Genomic DNA, 16826 nt, shown 5'->3' on the forward strand with positions numbered 1-16826 from the left:
TTGGTTTGCCCGGTGTGCGCCAGCCCCCTAGAATGCCCCGATGCGCGATGATCTCTCCCTTCTGCTGAACTCCCTCAACGATGCCCAACGCCAGGCCGTAGCCGCCTCCTTGGGTCGTCAGTTGGTCCTGGCCGGTGCTGGCTCCGGTAAAACCCGAGTGCTGGTGCACCGTATCGCCTGGTTGATCCAGGTCGAGAACGCCTCGCCCCACTCCATCCTGTCGGTGACCTTCACCAACAAGGCCGCTGCCGAGATGCGCCAGCGCATCGAGCAGTTGATGGGTATCAACCCGGCCGGCATGTGGGTCGGTACCTTCCACGGCCTGGCGCACCGCCTGCTGCGGGCGCACTGGCAAGAGGCCGGCCTGAGCCAGACCTTCCAGATCCTCGACAGCGACGACCAGCAACGCCTGGTCAAACGGGTGATCCGCGACCTCGGCCTGGACGAGCAGCGCTGGCCGGCCCGGCAGGCCCAGTGGTTCATCAACGGGCAGAAGGACGAAGGCCTGCGTCCGCAACACATTCAGGCCAGTGGCGACCTGTTCCTGGCCACCATGCGCGGCATCTACGAAGCCTACGAGGCCGCCTGTCAGCGTGCCGGGGTCATCGACTTCTCCGAGCTGCTGCTGCGTGCCCTGGACCTGTGGCGCGACCACCCGGGCCTGCTGGCGCACTACCAGAAGCGTTTCCGCCACGTGCTGGTGGACGAGTTCCAGGACACCAACGCCGTGCAGTACGCCTGGTTGCGCCTGCTGGCCAAGGGCGGCGACAGCCTGATGGTGGTGGGCGACGACGACCAGTCGATCTACGGCTGGCGCGGCGCGAAGATCGAGAACATTCACCAGTACTCCGAAGACTTCCCGGACACCGAAGTGATCCGCCTGGAGCAGAACTACCGCTCCACCGCCGGCATCCTCAAGGCCGCCAACGCCCTGATCGCCAATAACACCGGGCGCCTGGGCAAGGAGCTGTGGACCGACGGCGGCGAAGGCGAAGCGATCAACCTGTACGCCGCCTTCAACGAACACGATGAAGCACGCTACGTGGTGGAAACCATCGAAAGCGCCCTGAAGACCGGCCTGGCCCGTAGCGATATCGCCATCCTGTATCGCTCCAACGCCCAGTCGCGGGTACTGGAAGAAGCGCTGCTGCGCGAGCGCATTCCATACCGCATCTACGGCGGCCAGCGCTTCTTCGAACGCGCCGAAATCAAGAACGCCATGGCCTACATGCGCCTGCTCGAAGGGCGCGGCAACGACGCGGCCCTGGAGCGGGTGATCAACGTGCCGACCCGCGGCATTGGCGAAAAGACCGTCGAAGCGATTCGCGAACACGCGCGCCACAGCCATGTATCGATGTGGGAAGCGATGCGCCAGCTGGTGGCCAATAAAGGCGTGACCGGACGCGCCGCCGGCGCCCTGGGCGCCTTCATGGAGCTGATCGAGCACCTGGCGACGAAAACCGCCGAGATGCCGTTGCACCTGATGACCCAGACCGTTATCGAGCAATCCGGCCTGATCGCCTACCACGAAGCGGAAAAAGGCGAGAAAGGCCAGGCCCGGGTAGAAAACCTCGAGGAACTGGTCAGCGCCGCGCGCAACTTCGAGCACACCGAAGAAGACCAGGAACTGACGCCGCTGGCGGCCTTCCTCGGCCACGCTTCGCTGGAAGCCGGCGACACCCAGGCCGACGAGCACGAAGACAGCATCCAGCTGATGACCCTGCACAGTGCCAAGGGCCTGGAATTCCCTTACGTGTTCCTGGTGGGCATGGAAGAAGGCCTGTTCCCGCACAAGATGAGCCTGGAAGAGCCCGGCCGCCTTGAAGAGGAACGTCGCCTGGCCTACGTCGGCATCACCCGGGCGATGCAGAACCTGGTGATGACCTACGCCGAAACCCGACGCCTGTATGGCAGCGAGACCTACAACAAGGTGTCGCGTTTCGTACGGGAAGTACCGAAGGGGCTGATCCAGGAAGTGCGCCTGTCCAACAGCGTCAGCCGTCCGTTCGGCGGTGGCCAGTCGCAGAGCACCAGCAGCCTGTTCGGCGGCAGCGAGATCCCGGACACCGGCCTCAGCCTCGGCCAGGCGGTGCGCCACTCGGTATTCGGCGACGGCGTGATCCTCAACTTCGAAGGCGCCGGCGCCCAGGCCCGGGTCCAGGTGAACTTCAGCGAAGGCAGCAAGTGGTTGATGCTCGGCTACGCCAAGCTCGAAGCCATCTGAGGCCTTGACCTCCTTCGCCATGCCGGGGCGATGCTTCTGAACCAGAAGCATGCCCCGCGGCATGGAGCGAAGTCGGGCTGACCGGCCACTGAACCTTTGCATCCGCCCAACGGACAAACCTGTACAGGGCCCACTTGCCTCGACCCAAGCTGAACCACGGCTGTCAGGCAAAAGCCCGAAACACTCTGCCGCTAGCCAGTGACACTTCACCTGTGCAACATGGCGCGCGTGCCATCCACAAATGGGAATTCCCTTTATGAAACGTTTTCTTAGCATCGCCATGGCGTTGTGCATCGGCCTGACGATGAGCCTCGACGCCAACGCCAAGCGCTTCGGTGGCGGCAAAAGCGCTGGCGCCGCGCCGACCCACCAGACCAGCCAGATGGCTCCGTCCTCTTCCGGCATGGGTTCCACTGCCGCGACCGCCGGTGCTGCCGGTGCCGCGGGCGCTGCCACCAAGGCCAGCGGCGCCTCGCGCTGGCTCGGCCCATTGGCCGGTATCGCCGCAGGTGGCCTGCTGGCCTCCATGTTCATGGGCGACGGCTTCCAGGGCATGCAGATCTTCGACATCCTGATCATGGCGGTCATCGCCTTCCTGGTCTTCCGCTTTATCGCCGCCCGTCGTCGCAAGCAGCAGGAGCAGTACGCTCCAGCCGGCCACGCACCGATGCAGCGTGAAGCCTTCGAGCCAAAACCTGCCTCCGGTTCGATCTTCGGTGGTTCGGCTGCACCTGCCGCCGCGGCCCGTCCGGTAATCAACGCACCAGCCTGGTTCAACGAAGAGCGTTTCGTCGAAGCCGCGCGCAACCACTTCCAGTCCCTGCAACAACACTGGGACGCCAACGAAATGGACAAGATCGCCGAGTTCGTGACCCCACAGATGCTGCAATTCCTGAAGCAGGAACGTGCCGATCTGGGCGACGGCTTCCAGTCGACCTACATCGACAACCTCAATGTGCAACTCGAAGGCGTCGACGACCGCGCCGACAAGACCATCGCGACCCTGACCTTCACCGGCGTGTCGAAGACCTCGCGTTTCGACCAGGGCGAAGTGTTCAGCGAAAGCTGGAACATGGAGCGCGCCCAGGGCGAAAATCAGCCTTGGCTGGTTGCAGGTATCCGCCAGAACGGCTGATTCTCTCCAGTGTCACATCGGTAATCGCAAAACCCCGGCTCAGGTCGGGGTTTTGCATTTCACGATTGCACTTATAGCGAGCTACTGTATAAACCGCCGTCTATTAAACCGCGCCATAGAGCTAAGAGGACCCAGGCCGTGGAAGAAGTCATCGAGCAACTCCGTGAAGCAAACGAACCGGTACCCGTTCCTCTGGAACTGCCGGATGAAGACCTGCTGGTGGAAATCGAAGAACAGCTGTTCATCAATATCCCCTTCGTCTTCAAAGAGTTCCTGTTGACCGTGAGCGATGTCGTCTACGGCAGCCTGGAGCCGGTCACCGTGACCGACCCGCAATCCCACACCTACCTGCCGGAAGTGGCCGCTACCGCCTGGGACATGGGCGTGCCGCGCGAGCTGATCCCGATCTGCCAGGACGGTGACAACTACTACTGCGTCGAGGAAGACGGCACCGTGGTGCTGTGGTCCGGCGAAGAAGAGCTGATCACCGAAGAATCCTGGGAATCGGTGTGGCACTGGGCGCGGGACGTCTGGCTGGAAAGCTGATCGGCCTTGCGCGGTTTCGCCCCGCGGGCGCAGGCGCATGGATCGACTGCCACCCGTTGCATGACGTTCACAAGCGGTCGCGCCACCCGGTCGATCGCCGCATTGACACTACTCGCCAGCAGCCTGCTGGCGGGTTGTCAGTCGCCCATGGCTCAGTTGCAAAGCCTGAGCACGCAGTACGCCCATCAGGTCGAAGTCCTGCCCACGTCACCCTTCCCGCTCGCCAGCAGCCTGCCCCTGCGCTTACCCAAACAACCCCGCCTGCGCGTCTACCTTGAAGGCGACGGCCATGCCTGGACGACAGCCCGCCAACCCAGCCTCGACCCCAGCCCGCAGCACCTGCTGATGGTGCAACTGGCGCTGAGCGATCCGCGTCCCAGCGTCTATCTGGCCCGCCCCTGCCAATTCGTCAGCGCGGCCGACTGCACGGCGGCCATCTGGACCGACCAGCGCTTTTCCCCAGCGGTACTGCGCAGCCTCGACCAGGCCCTCGACCGCCTCAAGCTGCGTTATGGCAATCAGGATTTCGAGTTGATCGGCTATTCCGGTGGCGCGGCACTGGCCCTGTTGCTGGCCGCACGGCGAGACGACATTGCCCAGGTGCAAACCCTGGCCGGCAACCTGAGCCCTCGGCTATGGGTCAGTGCGCTGGGGCTGAGCCCGCTGCACGGCTCCCTCGAGCCGCTGGACCAGGCACCCAAGCTGACCCTGGTGGCGCAACGGCATTTGCTCGGCCAGGCCGACCGCAGCGTGCCTGCCAGCCTCTACCCCGCCTATCGGCAGGCACTGGGGACGCAAGCCTTCTGCGTACAATCCGTCAGCCTGCCCGGGGTCACCCACGACCAGGGCTGGGTCGAAGCCTGGCGACACTGGCGCGACCAACCGCTGAGTTGTGCATCACCGGGCAATTAGTGCCCATTGTCTTCCTTGTGGTTATCCAGGGTATCCAGCAAGGCCACCTGCATGCGGGTGTGCACGCGGATGAACCAGCGCCACAGCAGCGCGGCCACTGCCGCCGTCACCACCGCGATCAGCACCAGCAGCTCGGTGGTCGGCAGGATGCTCGAAGACAGCGCCGCCAGCAGCAGGAATATCACCAGCAGCGACAGCACCGGAATCACCTCGGCGATCACCCGGCGCACGCGCTGGGTGTGACGCCCGGCCATTTCCGGCTTCACCCCCATCTCCGCCAGCAGCATCGACAGGGCCTTGAGCTTGCGATAGGCAGCGATCAGGAACGGCAGCGACAGCAGCAGCGCCCCGCCCCAGATCAGCGCCTTCTGCCAGCTCGGATCACTGATCCAGTCCTGCAGGTATTCACCGATACGCGCGGCGAAATAACCGCCGGAGAAGAAGATCGCCACCACCAGCGCCAGATTGACCCCGACCTGCAACAGGATCCGCCGGATCATCGACGCCAGCAGCGCCCCCTCGCCATGGGGCTGGATACTGCGCAACCATTCGCCGTACATGCCCAGCACCCGGCTCAAGCGGGTCGGCATCACGGTGGCGAGCTTCAGCGACAGCGGGTCGGCGGCGCGGATCAGGTAAGGCGTGAGCAAGGTGGTAATGGCCGACACGGCGACCGCCACCGGGTAGAGAAAGTCGCTGGTGACCTGCAGGGTCATGCCCAGCGCCGCGATGATGAAGGAGAACTCGCCGATCTGTGACAGGCCCATGCCGACCCGCAGCGAGGTGCGGCCATCGTTGCCGGCGATAAAGGCGCCCAGGCCGCAGGACAGCATCTTGCCCAGCACCACGGCGACGGTGATCACCGCGATCGGCCAGGCGTACTGCAGGAGGATCTGCGGGTCGATCATCAGGCCGATGGCGACGAAGAAGATGGCGCTGAACATGTCGCGTACCGGCTCGATCAGGCGCTCGATCTTCAGCAATTGCCGCGACTCGGCCATGATCGCGCCAATCAGGAAGGCGCCGAGCACCATGCTGTACTCCAGCTTGACCACCAGCAGGCAGAAGCCGAAGCACAGCCCCAGCACGGTAATCAGCAGCATCTCGTTGCTTTCGAACCTGGCCACGTAGGCCAGCAATCGCGGGACCAGCAGGATACCGATCACCAGGGCGACGATCATGAACAGCGAGAGCTTGCCGACGGTGGAGAACACTTCCCCGGAGCTGACGGTGCCGCTGACCGCGATGCTCGAGAGCAAGGCGATGATGCCGATGCCGAGGATGTCTTCGACGATCAGCACGCCGAAGATCAGCTGGGCGAAGCGCTGGTTCTTCATCTTCAGGTCGTTGAGCGCCTTGACGATGATGGTGGTCGAGGAAATCGCCAGGATCGCGCCGAGGAACAGCGAATCCATGGTGTTCCAGCCGAACCAGCGGCCAATCTCGTAGCCGATCCAGATCATCAGCACGATTTCCATGAACGCCGCGATAAAGGCCGTGGCGCCGACCTTGAACAGCTTGCGCAGGCTGAACTCCAGGCCCAGGCAGAACATCAGGAAAATCACCCCCAGCTCGGCCAGGGTCTTGATCGTGTCTTCGTCGTGGATCAGGCCGAACGGCGGGGTGTGCGGGCCGATGATGAAGCCGGCGACGATATAGCCGAGGACCACCGGCTGCTTGAGCCGGTGGAAGAGAATGGTCACCACGCCCGCGACCAGCATGATCACTGCCAGGTCCTGAATAAAGCTGATGGCATGCATGGCGTGGGGCTCCTTGGGGTCGTGTTCTTGCGGGCGGCGCGGGGGCGTTGCGCAGCCGGCCGGCCAGCGGGAAAAGCCCTTGGGACGGGCTTTTGAAGGTTAACATCGCGACTTGTGCCAGAAAGGCGGTGCAATATATGGAAACAGATAGATCGCCGCGTGACGGCAACCGCGGGCGCAGCGTCCCGTTATCGATGGTTTGAAACGCTGACCAAGCACCCGCAGAGGTGCGCCCCGCAACCCCTGCCTTAACCCGTGAGTGTGCTATGGAACCCGGAAACGCCCAGCTGTCGATGACGGTATTGATGACCCCTGACATGGCCAACTTCTCAGGCAATGTCCACGGCGGCACCCTGCTCAAGTACCTCGATGAAGTCGCCTACGCCTGCGCCAGCCGCTATGCCGGCCGTTATGTGGTGACCCTGTCGGTGGACCAGGTGATCTTCCGCGAGCCGATCCACGTCGGCGAACTGGTGACCTTCCTGGCCTCGGTCAACTACACCGGCAACACCTCGATGGAGGTCGGTATCAAGGTGGTCACCGAGAACATCCGCGAGCGCTCGGTGCGCCATACCAACAGTTGCTTCTTCACCATGGTGGCCGTGGACGACCAGCGCAAACCCGCCGCCGTGCCGCCACTGCAACCGCAAACCAGCGAAGACAAGCGCCGCTTCATGCAGGCCCAGCAACGCCGGCAGATCCGCCAGGAGCTGGAAAAGCGCTATCAGGAAATCAAGGCCGACGCCTGATCGTCCGAGACAGGCTCGCTGCTACCGAGCGAGCCTGTTGGCAATAAGCCCCCAGGCAACCGTTACAGCTCGATCGGCACCGCCTCGAACCGCACCCGTGGATGGGTGATCCGGTCCTGGGCCCGGATCAGTTGCAGTTCGTAACTGGCGCAGGCCTGGGTTTCCAGCAGCACTTCATGCACCGCCGCGGCGGTGAACTCGAACGCCGCCACCAGGCTGTCGCCCAGCAGCACCCGGGCCAGGAACAGGCCCGAAGTCAGGTCGCCCACACCCACCGGCTGACGCGGGAATGCCAGCAGCGGACGACGCAGGTGCCAGCTGCCTTCGGCGGTCACCAGCAACATCTCGAAGCCGTCCGGCAGCTTGCCCGGATAATCCAGATGCTTGACCAGCACCGCTTTCGGGCCACGCGCCAGCAGCGCCCGGGCCATGGCCAGGCAGTCGAACAGCGACTGCGGCTTGCGCCCGGCGAAGCTGTCCAGTTCCAGCTGGTTGGGGCAGAGGAAATCCGCCACGGTCGCCGCCTCTTCCAACAGGAAGTCGCTGACCTCCTGGGGCACGCTGCAACCCTTTTCCGGGTGGCCCATCACCGGGTCGCACAGGTACAGGGCCTTGGGGTTGGTCGCTTTGATCCGCGCCACACCACCGAGGATCGCCCGCCCCTGCGCCGCGCTGCCCAGGTAGCCGGACAGCACCGCGTCGCAGTTGCCCAGCTCGCCGATGGCGGCAATGCCTTCCACCAGCTCCGGGATCTGGTGCGGCGACAGCACCTCGCCGGCCCACTGGCCGTATTGCGTGTGGTTGGAGAACTGCACCGTATTGAGCGGCCAGACATTCACCCCGACCCGCTGCATGGGAAACACCGCGGCGCTGTTGCCGGCATGGCCGAAGACCACATGGGACTGGATCGCGAGCAGATGAGGCGTACGTTTCATTCGGGTCATTCCGTAAAACGATTGAAATTCGAGCCGCGCAGTATGCGACTAAACGCAACCTGTACGACAGACCGAAGACGCAGTTAAGCTGGTGCGACTTCGTTGGAGCGCACCTCATGCTGACCCTTGGAAACATTTTCGTGCTGATGCTGCTGGCGACCGGCGCCGCCTGGCTATGGCACAACCACGGCCTGCGCGAGCGGGCGCTGGAGAGGGTCAAGCAGCATTGCGCGCGGCTCGATATCGAGCTGCTGGACGGCAACGTGGCGTTGAAGCGCATCGGTTTTGTCAGGGACGCCAGTGGTCGCCGGCGCCTGGCCCGGATCTACACCTTCGAATTCACCGTCACCGGCGAAACCCGCCATGCGGGGACCATCACCCAGTTCGGCGCCCACAGTGCGCAAATCGAGCTGGCGCCCTACCCGATTGCAACGCCCGCGCCGCCACCCGTGCCGACACACAGCGCCGAAGTGATCGAACTGAGCCAATGGCGCGAAGGGCGCAGCAAGTAGCATCGGAACGCCTGGATCATCCGTAGGAGCGAAGCTTGCTCGCGATAGCCGCGAAGCGGCGATTTTTCCTGGCAAAACGCGTCATCGTTGACGATTTTTTGCGCGAGCAAGCTTCGCTCCTACAGAAGCATCGGATTGCGTTGGATTATCGGCAGCACTTGGCCAACGACTGTTGCAGGGTGGCCACGTCCTGCGGCTCGCTGAAGATCAGCTCGATACGCGAATCGCGGCGCCATTCGCTGGCTTGCCAGTGCTGCTCGGCGTTATCCAGGGCGTTGCCCGAGACCCAGCCATCGGCGCCATGGATCACCAGCTTGGCCCGGCGCCAGTCGAGGCTCGCCAGCCATTGCTCGAGGCATCGAACATCGAACACCCGGCTCGGGTGCCAGCGCCAACCGATGCTCCAGCCGCCCTCCTGGGCCTGACTCAGGCAGATGGGCTGGGCCGGATCGGTCCAGATCGTCGGCAGCTGTGCCAATCCCTTGGGTACTTCGAAGGCCTCGATGGCAGCCCCCGCGCGAGCCTCCACGCCAGGCAAGCGCTCCAGCACCAAGGTCCCGCGGGTAGTCCAGAGCAGCGGACAGGCCGGCAACTGCTCGAGAATGCCCTGACGCTGCGCCGCGTCGAGCCCTTCGTCCTTGTTCAGCAGCAACAGGCCGGCGCTGGGCAGTGCTTCCTGTTGAGCCTGTGACAGCGGCTTGCCGGCCGCCAGCGCCTGGGCATCGAGGACCAGCACGCAAGGTTGCACAGCCAGGACCTTTTGCCAGGGCGCCTCGCGCAATTGCTGGAGCAGTTGCGCCGGGTGCCCCAGGCCGGAAGGCTCGATAAACAGGCGGTCGGGCCGGGCCTTGCGCAGCAGGCGCCCCAGGCCCACCTGGAACGGCGCGCCGTTGACACAGCACAGGCAGCCGCCGGCCACTTCGCCCAGGGCGATACCGTCCTCGTCCCGGGCCAGCAGCGCCGCGTCCAGGCCGATCTGGCCGAACTCGTTGATCAGCACCGCCCAGCGCTCATTGGCCGGACGCTGCGCCAACAGGTGCTGGATCAGGCTGGTCTTGCCCGCGCCGAGAGGGCCGGCGATGACGTGGGTGGGGATGTTGTGCAGCATCGGCGGAACGCTCGGAAAGGAGGTGATTGATCCTACGCGCTAAGCCGCGGCAGCGAAATTCCTGTAGCCGCTGCCGCAGGCTGCGATAAGGCGCGCAGCGCCTTCCGAGGGCCTCAAGAGCACGTTTCCTACGGAGCCGATCGCAGCCTGCGGCAGCGGCTACAGGGTCAGCCGAGCCAGTCCAGGGTGAGGATCAGCCGGCGCTCGCCGGGGGCCGGTTGCGGCGAGCGGTGGATCAGGCCGAAGCCCTCGTTGCCCAGCCATTTCTCACCCTTGAACAGGGCCACCTCGCCGCTGGCCATCTGCTGGATCAGCGCGCCATCCGTGGGCTCAGCCTCGGCCTGGCCCAGTTGCCGGCGATCCATCGCGCCCTCGCGCAACCATTGGCTGCCGATGCCGGCATAGGTGGTGATCAGCCGCACCGGCACATGGTCGACATGAAAGCGCGGGCACATGGCCTTATCCAGCACCCGCAGGCGCAGGCCGACGCGCTTGGCGCCCAGCAGGCAGGCAAAGGCGCTGACCAGCCAGGCGACATCGGCGATAAAGCCATCGTAGCCCTGCAGATCGCTGAAGCCAGAAGCCAGGCCGCGCAGGTTCGGCTCGGCGTCCTCGGTGTCGAATTCCAGCGACAGCGACTCGGCCAGCGGCTCGTTCAGCGACAGCAGCAAGGCACCGAAATCGGCGATATGCGCCGGCAACTGGCGCTGCCACAGGGCCAGGTTGACCTCGTCGTCCAGCGCCTCGGCCAGAACGATAGGGGCCGGGCCGCAAGCCTCGCGGCGTATCGGTTTGTGCAGGGTTGGCCGCAGGAGCGGCTTCGCAAGCAGGTTCGCTCCCACAGGGGACAGTGGTTGGTAGAGCATCAGGCGGCGGCCTCTTCATGCCAGGGGCCAAACGGGTCGCGCATCAGGCGCCAGCCCTCCGCGCCCAGGGCCATTTCATCGTCCGTCAGCAGGCAATCGTCGAGCTCGGCGGTGAGCCGGGCGAAGTCGATGTTCTGGCCGATGAACACCAGTTCCTGGCGGCAGTCGCCGGTGGCGGCGGTCCAGTTCTGCATGATCGCCGCGGTGCTTTCCGCATCCTGCGGCCAGTGCTGCTTCGGCACGAAACGCCACCAGCGTCCGGCGAAACCATGACGCATCAGCCCCCCCGCCTGGGACCAGCTGCCGGCCTCCTGGTGCTTGCTGGCGAGCCAGAAAAAGCCCTTGGAACGCAGCAGTTTGCCGTTGCTCCAGGGGCGGTTGATGAAATCGAAAAAGCGCTGTGGATGGAAAGGTCGCCGCGCCCGATAGGCGCTGGAGGCGATGCCGTATTCTTCGGTTTCCGGCACGTGCTCGCCGCGCAATTCCTGCAACCAGCCCGGCGCCTGGGCAGCGCGCTCGAAGTCGAAACGACCGGTGTTGAGGATCTTCGCCAGCGGCACTTCGCCCATCACCATGGGGATGATTTCCGCCTGGGAATTAAGGCGTTCGAGGATGGCGATCAGTTCCTGGCGCTCGTCGCTGCCGATCAGGTCGATCTTGCTGATCAGGATCACGTCGGCGAACTCGATCTGCTCGATCAACAGATCGGTGATCGAGCGCTCATCTTCCTCGCCCAGGGTTTCGCCGCGGGACGCCAGGCTTTCCGCGGCCTGGTAATCGAGCAGGAAGTTCATGCCGTCGACCACGGTGACCATGGTGTCCAGGCGCGCGATATCGGCCAGGCTCTGCCCCGCTTCGTCGCGAAAGGTGAAGGTCTCGGCCACCGGCAGCGGCTCGGAGATGCCGGTGGATTCGATCAGCAGGTAATCGAAACGCCCGTCCCTGGCCAGTTTGCCGACCTCTTCCAGCAGGTCTTCGCGCAGGGTGCAGCAGATGCAGCCGTTGCTCATTTCGACCAGTTTTTCTTCGGCGCGGTTGAGGCTGACATCGCGCTGCACTTCGCTGCCGTCGATGTTGATTTCGCTCATGTCGTTGACGATCACCGCCACCCGCAGGTTGTCGCGGTTGCGCAGAACGTAGTTGAGCAGCGTGCTTTTGCCGGCGCCGAGAAAGCCGGACAGCACGGTAACGGGAAGACGGTTGGTCATCAGGTGATCCTCATCGGGGGCTGGGTGGCTGGGTCAGATCGCCCGTTGATGGCGTTCGCGCAGCTCTTGGCGTTCTTTGGCTTCGATACACAGGGTGGCGGTGGGCCGCAGCAGCAGGCGCCTGAGGCCAATGGCCTCGCCGGTTTCGCGGCACCAGCCGTACTCGCCACGGGCCAGGCGTTCGAGGGCTTCGTCGATCTTGTCCAGCAGCTTCTTTTCCCGCTCCAGCAGGCGCAGTTGCCACTGACGCTGCTCTTCGGCACTGCCGATATCGGCGGGGTCGCTGTGGGGTTCCTGCTCGCGCAACATCTCGAACTCGCCATCGATGCGCTCTTGCAGCTCGACGCGCTGGGCCAGCAGCAGCTCACGGAAATAGGCCTGCTGGACGTCGTTCATGTAGTCCGCCTCGGGCTGGGCGAGAAGTTGCGCTTCGGTCATCGGGCGTTCAGTCATGGTGGGTCACGGATCAGGCTTTATTTAATGTTATAGTATAACAATACAAATAAACCAACCCTCTCTTGCCGCCCGCGACGAAGGGCGGGATGCTTGAGCGTCCCCAGCCGAGAAACCCCATGCGCCACGCCTTGAAATACACGCTGCTGAGCCTGTCCCTGCTGGTCGCGGACACCGCCATCGCGCAGGTGCCCAGCGCCCTGGCCACCTGCACCCGCAGCGCCAACCTGCTGGCCTGCGTGGATGCCGAAGGCAACGCCTACAGCGTCGCGGCCGCGGGCAGTACTACTTATCTGCGGGGTTTCGAGGTCGCCGGCAAACGTTATTGGGCACAGACCAACAGCCGTTACGGCCAGCTGACCTTCTTTACCGGCCTGGCCTCCGACGGCGAGGCCTGGGTCGGCTACAGCCAGCGCGTCGGCTGGACCACCCGCAACCGTTTTTCCAGCTCCGGCGGCAGCAGCGGCAAGTTCACTTGCAGCCGGATCAGCGGCTGCTGATCCACCCGCTGAAAATGGATGTGGGCTGCAACTTGTAGGAGCGAGCTTGCTCGCGATAGCCGCGAAGCGGCGATCCATCAGGCACACCGCGTCATCGTTGACGATCTTTTCGCGAGCAAGCTCGCTCCTACACATCAGGCCTGGGCTTTTTTCTGTTCCTGCAACCAGGCCATATAGCTGTTCACCGGCGGATTCTTCTGGAAGTAGCTCTGCAAGCCCGCGAACAGCCCATCGGCAATCGCCTGCTGGTGCCGCGCGGTGACCAGACGCTGGCTGTCGCGGCTGTTGGAGATGAAGCCTGTCTCCACCAGGATCGAGGGCACGTCGGGGGACTTGAGCACCGCGAAACCGGCCTGTTCCACGCGCTTCTGATGCAGGGTGGTGATGCCCGCCAGGCTGCCCAATACGGTGCTGCCCAACTGCAGGCTGGCGGCGATGGTGGCGTTCATCGACATGTCGAGAATCACCCCGGCGAGCATCGGGTCCTTGTCTTTCAGGTTGAGCAGGCTGGTGGCGCCCAGCAGGTCGGCGCCGTTCTCCCGCTGCGCCATGAAGCGCGCCGTAGCCGAGGTCGCACCACCTTCCGACAGCGCGTAAACCGAAGCCCCGGACGCCGTCAGGCGTGGCGCCGCATCGGCATGCACCGAGATAAACATGTCGGCCTTGTGCTTGCGGGCGATCTCCACCCGCTTGCGCAGCGGCACGAAGAAATCGTCGTTGCGCACCAGCTTCACATCGAAGCCCTTCTCGCGCTTCAGCCGCTTGGCCAGCAGCTGGGCGATCGCCAGCACCACGTCCTTCTCCCGTTCACCACGGGCGCCGACCGCCCCCGGGTCCTTGCCGCCGTGACCCGGGTCGACCACGACGATGATGTCGCGCTTGGGATGCGCCCGGTCCGCCGGTGTTTCACGCGGCAAAACGGAAGCGGCGATCGCCGCTATCTGCTGCGGGACGCGGCTGGCATTGCTCAGGTCAAGCACCAGGCGATGGCCCTGGCCGTCCTGGGGCGGCAGCAAAAAGCTGTCGAGCCGCAACGGTTCGGCGAGGTCGAGGACGATCCGTGTATCGCCCTGGCCAAAGTGCCCGGAACGGATCGAGCGAATCGGCGTGTTGGCCAGGGCCAGTTGGCTGAAATCGCCACTGAGCTGCGCGCCGCGAAGGTCGATGATCAGCCGCTCCGGCGCGCTGAGAGTGAAGGTCTTGTACTGCACCGGCCCACTCAGATCGAGCACCAGGCGCAGCTTGTCGGCCGAGTTCCATAACCGCAGGTTGCGAATCTGGGTGGCGGATGCCCCCACAGGCAGAACCAAGGCCGCGCTGGCCAACAGCAGGTTGAGCAACTGACGTCTGTGCATGACTTACACCGCAGATTGAGGAGCATCCTTGCTCGATAAGGCTTGGTGAAAAAACGTTCAGGAAAAAGGTTTCATCGACCGCATTGTTATAATATAACATGTCGAATTGTTTCCAACGATGGACCTGCTCATGAATGCGCTGACTCTGCCGGATATCGCCGCGCAGGCCGCACGCCAGGCCCTGCCCCTTGAGTGGGTGGGCATGTGTGGCATTGCCTTACCTGTGTTGTTTGATGGCCAGCGGATTGGCGCAACAGCGGATGCCGGCGTCAGCCTCGACGACGGCGAAGCCCGCGGCATTCATATGTCGCGCCTGTATCTGGCGCTGGAAATGCTCGAACAGGAAAACCTCACCCCGGCCCTGATGCGCCAGGTACTGCAACGTTTTCTCGACAGCCACGACGGTCTGTCCAGCAGTGCCTACCTGCGAATTCATGCCGATCTGCTGCTGAAACGCCCGGCCTTGATCAGCCCGTTGGCCGGCTGGAAAACCTATCCGGTGAGCATCGAAGCGCGTCTGAAAAACGCAATGTTCCACGTGGAACTAAAAATCGAGGTGCCATATTCCTCGACGTGCCCTTGTTCCGCCGCGCTTTCCAGGCAGCTGATTCAGCAGCAATTCATCGATGATTTCGCCAACCGGGCGCTGCACCATGAAGACATCCTGACTTGGCTCGGCTCCTCGAAAGGCATAGTCGCCACGCCCCACAGCCAACGCAGCACCGCGCAATTGCAGCTGCGCCTGGATGACTTTCTCGATGAGTTGCCGTTGATGGCGGCGATCAACGACGCCGAAGCCGCCCTCGGCACCGCCGTGCAAACCGCGGTGAAACGCGCCGATGAACAAGCCTTCGCCCTGGCCAACGGGCAAAACCTGATGTTCTGCGAAGACGCCGCGCGCCGCCTGAACCTCGCCTTGCAACGCTCGCCTGGCATCCGCGCCTTCCAGGTGCGCGTGGTGCACGCCGAAAGCCTGCACGCCCATGACGCCGTGGCCGAGAGCCGCTGGAACTGGGAGGCTGCATGATCAGCCTGCAATCGCTGCGTTGGGGCGCGCCCGGCCAACCATTGACGCCTGCGCTCGACCTGACGCTGGAGCCCGGCAGCCTGACCGCCATCATCGGCGCCAACGGCTCGGGTAAAAGCAGCCTGCTGAAGGTCATCGCCGGCCTGCAAAAGCCCTTGGCCGGGAAGATCAAGTTGCAGGTCCCGCGCCGTGGCGGCCTGTCCTATTTGCCGCAGCAGCAGTACCTCGACCGGCAGTTCCCCATTACCCTGCAGGAATTGGTGGCCGCCGGTTTCTGGGGCGATCGGCAAAGCGCGCAACAGCGTGCCGAACGCTTGCAACAGGTGCTCGAAGACTGGTGCCTGAGCGGCCTGGAACAACGCCCGCTGATGGCCTTGTCCGGCGGCGAATTGCAGCGTGCCCTGCTCGCCCGCCTGAGCCTCGCCGATGCCCCGCTGTTGCTGCTGGACGAACCCCACGCCGCCCTGGACGAACTGGGCCAGGCCCTGTTGTGGAAACACATCCACAGCTGGCATCAGCAAGGTCGCACGCAAATCGTGGTCTGCCATGACCTCGCCGCCGTGCGCCAGCACATCCCCCAGACCCTGCTGATCAAAGCCAGCGGTTGCCTGTTCGGCAGCAGCGAGGAACTGATCGTCCAGCCCATTCAGATGCAGGTGGCCTGATGCTCGCCGCCGCCCAGCTTTGGCAGCCCTTCCACGAGTTCGTGTTCATGCGCCGGGCATTGCTCGGCGGCCTGGCGCTGGCATGCAGCACCGCACCGTTGGGAGTGTTTCTGATTCTGCGGCGCATGAGCCTGATCGGCGACGCCGTGGCCCACGGCATCCTCCCCGGCGCGGCGCTGGGCTTCTGGTTCGCCGGGTTGAGCCTGCCGGCACTGACGCTCGGCGGTCTTGGCGCCGGACTCGGCATGGCCGGCCTGGCCGCCTGGATTACCCGGCGCACCGGCTTGCGCGAGGACGCCAGCCTGGCCGCGATTTACCCGATTTCCCTGGCCAGCGGCGTGCTGATTCTCGGCCTCGCCGGCAAACGCCTGGACCTGCTGCACCTGCTGTTCGGCTCGGCCCTGGCGGTGGACGGGCCGACCCTGGAGGGCATGCTCTGGGTCTCCGGGTTCAGCCTGCTGGCCATGGCGCTGATCTACAAAGCGTTGCTGCTGGACACCCTCGACCCACTGTTCCTCAACAGCGTCAGCCGCCTCGGCCCCCTCGCCCACGGCCTGTTCCTGACCCTGGTGGTGCTGAACCTGGTAATCGGTTTCCAGGCCATCGGCGCCTTGATGGTGGTCGGCCTGATGATGCTGCCGGCCGCCGCCTCGCGCTTCTGGAGTCGCCGCCTGCCGGTGCTGATCGGCATTGCCGCGCTGCTCGGTTGCCTCTCGGTGTGGCTCGGCCTGTTGCTGTCGTTCCACTACTCGCTGCCCAGCGGTCCGGCCATCGTCCTGGTGGCGGGCGGCCTGTACCTGCTGTCCGTGGTGTTCGGTCCGGTGCACGGTCTGCTGCGCCGCCCGCCTTTGCTCACATCCCCATGAGGTGT

General features: G+C 64.3%; 17 protein-coding genes. 10 read left to right on the plus strand and 7 right to left on the minus strand.

Annotated elements, in window-relative coordinates; all coding sequences use genetic code 11:
- Nucleotides 1-40: 40 nt before the first annotated feature.
- The 4 genes from uvrD (at nt 41) to BM019_RS25835 (ending at nt 4817) form a co-directional block, all read left to right on the plus strand.
- Nucleotides 41-2224 (plus strand): DNA helicase II, encoded by a 2184-nt coding sequence (gene uvrD / locus BM019_RS25820; protein WP_092421371.1) that lies wholly within the window; start codon nt 41-43, stop codon nt 2222-2224.
- Nucleotides 2225-2480: 256 nt separating this feature from the next.
- A complete protein-coding gene (locus tag BM019_RS25825) occupies nt 2481-3359 on the plus strand; it encodes a Tim44 domain-containing protein (protein ID WP_007927597.1) in 879 nt (292 codons plus the stop codon).
- 138 nt (nt 3360-3497) lie between these two features.
- Nucleotides 3498-3905 (plus strand): SMI1/KNR4 family protein, encoded by a 408-nt coding sequence (locus tag BM019_RS25830; protein WP_009041398.1) that lies wholly within the window; start codon nt 3498-3500, stop codon nt 3903-3905.
- A 60-nt stretch (nt 3906-3965) separates the two neighbouring features.
- Nucleotides 3966-4817, plus strand: coding sequence for an alpha/beta hydrolase (locus tag BM019_RS25835; RefSeq protein ID WP_092421374.1), 852 nt, complete (start codon nt 3966-3968; stop codon nt 4815-4817).
- Here BM019_RS25835 and BM019_RS25840 read toward each other — a convergent pair.
- A complete protein-coding gene (locus BM019_RS25840) occupies nt 4814-6577 on the minus strand; it encodes a cation:proton antiporter (RefSeq protein ID WP_092421377.1) in 1764 nt (587 codons plus the stop codon). The two genes, BM019_RS25835 and BM019_RS25840, sit on opposite strands and share 4 nt — an antisense overlap.
- 266 nt (nt 6578-6843) lie before the next feature.
- Between BM019_RS25840 and BM019_RS25845 the strand changes: the two genes are divergently transcribed.
- Nucleotides 6844-7326, plus strand: a complete 483-nt coding sequence (locus BM019_RS25845; RefSeq protein ID WP_007927601.1) for an acyl-CoA thioesterase — start codon at nt 6844-6846, stop codon at nt 7324-7326.
- A 62-nt stretch (nt 7327-7388) separates the two neighbouring features.
- Here the strand turns inward: BM019_RS25845 and pdxY are convergent, their stop codons facing one another.
- Complete coding sequence (gene pdxY, locus BM019_RS25850; RefSeq protein ID WP_009041401.1) at nt 7389-8261, minus strand: pyridoxal kinase PdxY; 873 nt, start codon at nt 8259-8261, stop codon at nt 7389-7391.
- A 116-nt stretch (nt 8262-8377) separates the two neighbouring features.
- Between pdxY and BM019_RS25855 the strand changes: the two genes are divergently transcribed.
- Nucleotides 8378-8773 (plus strand): DUF3301 domain-containing protein, encoded by a 396-nt coding sequence (locus tag BM019_RS25855; RefSeq protein ID WP_007927603.1) that lies wholly within the window; start codon nt 8378-8380, stop codon nt 8771-8773.
- 145 nt (nt 8774-8918) lie between these two features.
- Here BM019_RS25855 and BM019_RS25860 read toward each other — a convergent pair whose 3' ends face one another.
- The 4 genes from BM019_RS25860 to dksA form a co-directional block, all read right to left on the minus strand.
- A complete protein-coding gene (locus BM019_RS25860; protein WP_092421380.1) occupies nt 8919-9881 on the minus strand; it encodes a CobW family GTP-binding protein in 963 nt (320 codons plus the stop codon).
- Between the two features lie 167 nt (nt 9882-10048).
- Nucleotides 10049-10747, minus strand: coding sequence for a DUF1826 domain-containing protein (locus tag BM019_RS25865; protein ID WP_092421383.1), 699 nt, complete (start codon nt 10745-10747; stop codon nt 10049-10051).
- On the minus strand, nt 10747-11955 hold the full coding sequence (zigA, locus tag BM019_RS25870) for a zinc metallochaperone GTPase ZigA (protein WP_092421386.1): 1209 nt from the start codon (nt 11953-11955) through the stop codon (nt 10747-10749). The genes BM019_RS25865 and zigA overlap by 1 nt, the downstream gene beginning before the upstream one ends.
- Nucleotides 11956-11988: 33 nt before the next feature.
- On the minus strand, nt 11989-12393 hold the full coding sequence (dksA, locus tag BM019_RS25875) for an RNA polymerase-binding protein DksA (RefSeq protein WP_009041405.1): 405 nt from the start codon (nt 12391-12393) through the stop codon (nt 11989-11991).
- Between the two features lie 134 nt (nt 12394-12527).
- On the opposite strand from dksA, the gene BM019_RS25880 reads away from it, so the two are divergent.
- On the plus strand, nt 12528-12908 hold the full coding sequence (locus BM019_RS25880) for a hypothetical protein (RefSeq protein WP_007927609.1): 381 nt from the start codon (nt 12528-12530) through the stop codon (nt 12906-12908).
- A 134-nt stretch (nt 12909-13042) separates the two neighbouring features.
- Here the strand turns inward: BM019_RS25880 and BM019_RS25885 are convergent, their stop codons facing one another.
- Nucleotides 13043-14263, minus strand: coding sequence for an N-acetylmuramoyl-L-alanine amidase (locus BM019_RS25885; RefSeq protein WP_092421389.1), 1221 nt, complete (start codon nt 14261-14263; stop codon nt 13043-13045).
- Nucleotides 14264-14393: 130 nt separating this feature from the next.
- Here BM019_RS25885 and folE2 point away from each other — a divergent pair, with 130 nt between their 5' ends.
- From folE2 to BM019_RS25900, 3 genes are read left to right on the plus strand one after another with little or no spacing between them, the layout of a single operon-like run.
- Nucleotides 14394-15290, plus strand: a complete 897-nt coding sequence (gene folE2, locus BM019_RS25890; protein WP_092421392.1) for a GTP cyclohydrolase FolE2 — start codon at nt 14394-14396, stop codon at nt 15288-15290.
- Nucleotides 15287-15955 carry a metal ABC transporter ATP-binding protein gene (locus tag BM019_RS25895; protein ID WP_092421395.1) on the plus strand — a complete coding sequence of 223 codons (669 nt, stop codon included), beginning with the start codon at nt 15287-15289 and terminating at the stop codon, nt 15953-15955. The genes folE2 and BM019_RS25895 overlap by 4 nt, the downstream gene beginning before the upstream one ends.
- Nucleotides 15955-16821 carry a metal ABC transporter permease gene (locus tag BM019_RS25900; protein WP_053263161.1) on the plus strand — a complete coding sequence of 289 codons (867 nt, stop codon included), beginning with the start codon at nt 15955-15957 and terminating at the stop codon, nt 16819-16821. The genes BM019_RS25895 and BM019_RS25900 overlap by 1 nt, the downstream gene beginning before the upstream one ends.
- The last annotated feature ends 5 nt before the right edge of the window (nt 16822-16826 follow it).

The organism is Pseudomonas sp. NFPP07, assembly GCF_900115645.1.
GTDB classification, from domain to species: Bacteria; Pseudomonadota; Gammaproteobacteria; order Pseudomonadales; family Pseudomonadaceae; genus Aquipseudomonas; species Aquipseudomonas chlororaphis.

Bases quoted from the DNA above. Each gene is read 5' to 3' on its own strand.
- uvrD (WP_092421371.1), top strand. From the start codon at position 41: ATGCGCGATGATCTCTCCCTTCTGCTGAACTCCCTCAACGATGCCCAA.
- BM019_RS25825 (WP_007927597.1), top strand. From the start codon at position 2,481: ATGAAACGTTTTCTTAGCATCGCCATGGCGTTGTGCATCGGCCTGACG.
- BM019_RS25835 (WP_092421374.1), top strand. From the start codon at position 3,966: ATGACGTTCACAAGCGGTCGCGCCACCCGGTCGATCGCCGCATTGACA.
- BM019_RS25840 (WP_092421377.1), bottom strand. From the start codon at position 6,577: ATGCATGCCATCAGCTTTATTCAGGACCTGGCAGTGATCATGCTGGTC.
- BM019_RS25845 (WP_007927601.1), top strand. From the start codon at position 6,844: ATGGAACCCGGAAACGCCCAGCTGTCGATGACGGTATTGATGACCCCT.
- pdxY (WP_009041401.1), bottom strand. From the start codon at position 8,261: ATGAAACGTACGCCTCATCTGCTCGCGATCCAGTCCCATGTGGTCTTC.
- BM019_RS25855 (WP_007927603.1), top strand. From the start codon at position 8,378: ATGCTGACCCTTGGAAACATTTTCGTGCTGATGCTGCTGGCGACCGGC.
- BM019_RS25860 (WP_092421380.1), bottom strand. From the start codon at position 9,881: ATGCTGCACAACATCCCCACCCACGTCATCGCCGGCCCTCTCGGCGCG.
- BM019_RS25865 (WP_092421383.1), bottom strand. From the start codon at position 10,747: ATGCTCTACCAACCACTGTCCCCTGTGGGAGCGAACCTGCTTGCGAAG.
- zigA (WP_092421386.1), bottom strand. From the start codon at position 11,955: ATGACCAACCGTCTTCCCGTTACCGTGCTGTCCGGCTTTCTCGGCGCC.
- dksA (WP_009041405.1), bottom strand. From the start codon at position 12,393: ATGACCGAAGCGCAACTTCTCGCCCAGCCCGAGGCGGACTACATGAAC.
- BM019_RS25880 (WP_007927609.1), top strand. From the start codon at position 12,528: ATGCGCCACGCCTTGAAATACACGCTGCTGAGCCTGTCCCTGCTGGTC.
- BM019_RS25885 (WP_092421389.1), bottom strand. From the start codon at position 14,263: ATGCACAGACGTCAGTTGCTCAACCTGCTGTTGGCCAGCGCGGCCTTG.
- folE2 (WP_092421392.1), top strand. From the start codon at position 14,394: ATGAATGCGCTGACTCTGCCGGATATCGCCGCGCAGGCCGCACGCCAG.
- BM019_RS25895 (WP_092421395.1), top strand. From the start codon at position 15,287: ATGATCAGCCTGCAATCGCTGCGTTGGGGCGCGCCCGGCCAACCATTG.
- BM019_RS25900 (WP_053263161.1), top strand. From the start codon at position 15,955: ATGCTCGCCGCCGCCCAGCTTTGGCAGCCCTTCCACGAGTTCGTGTTC.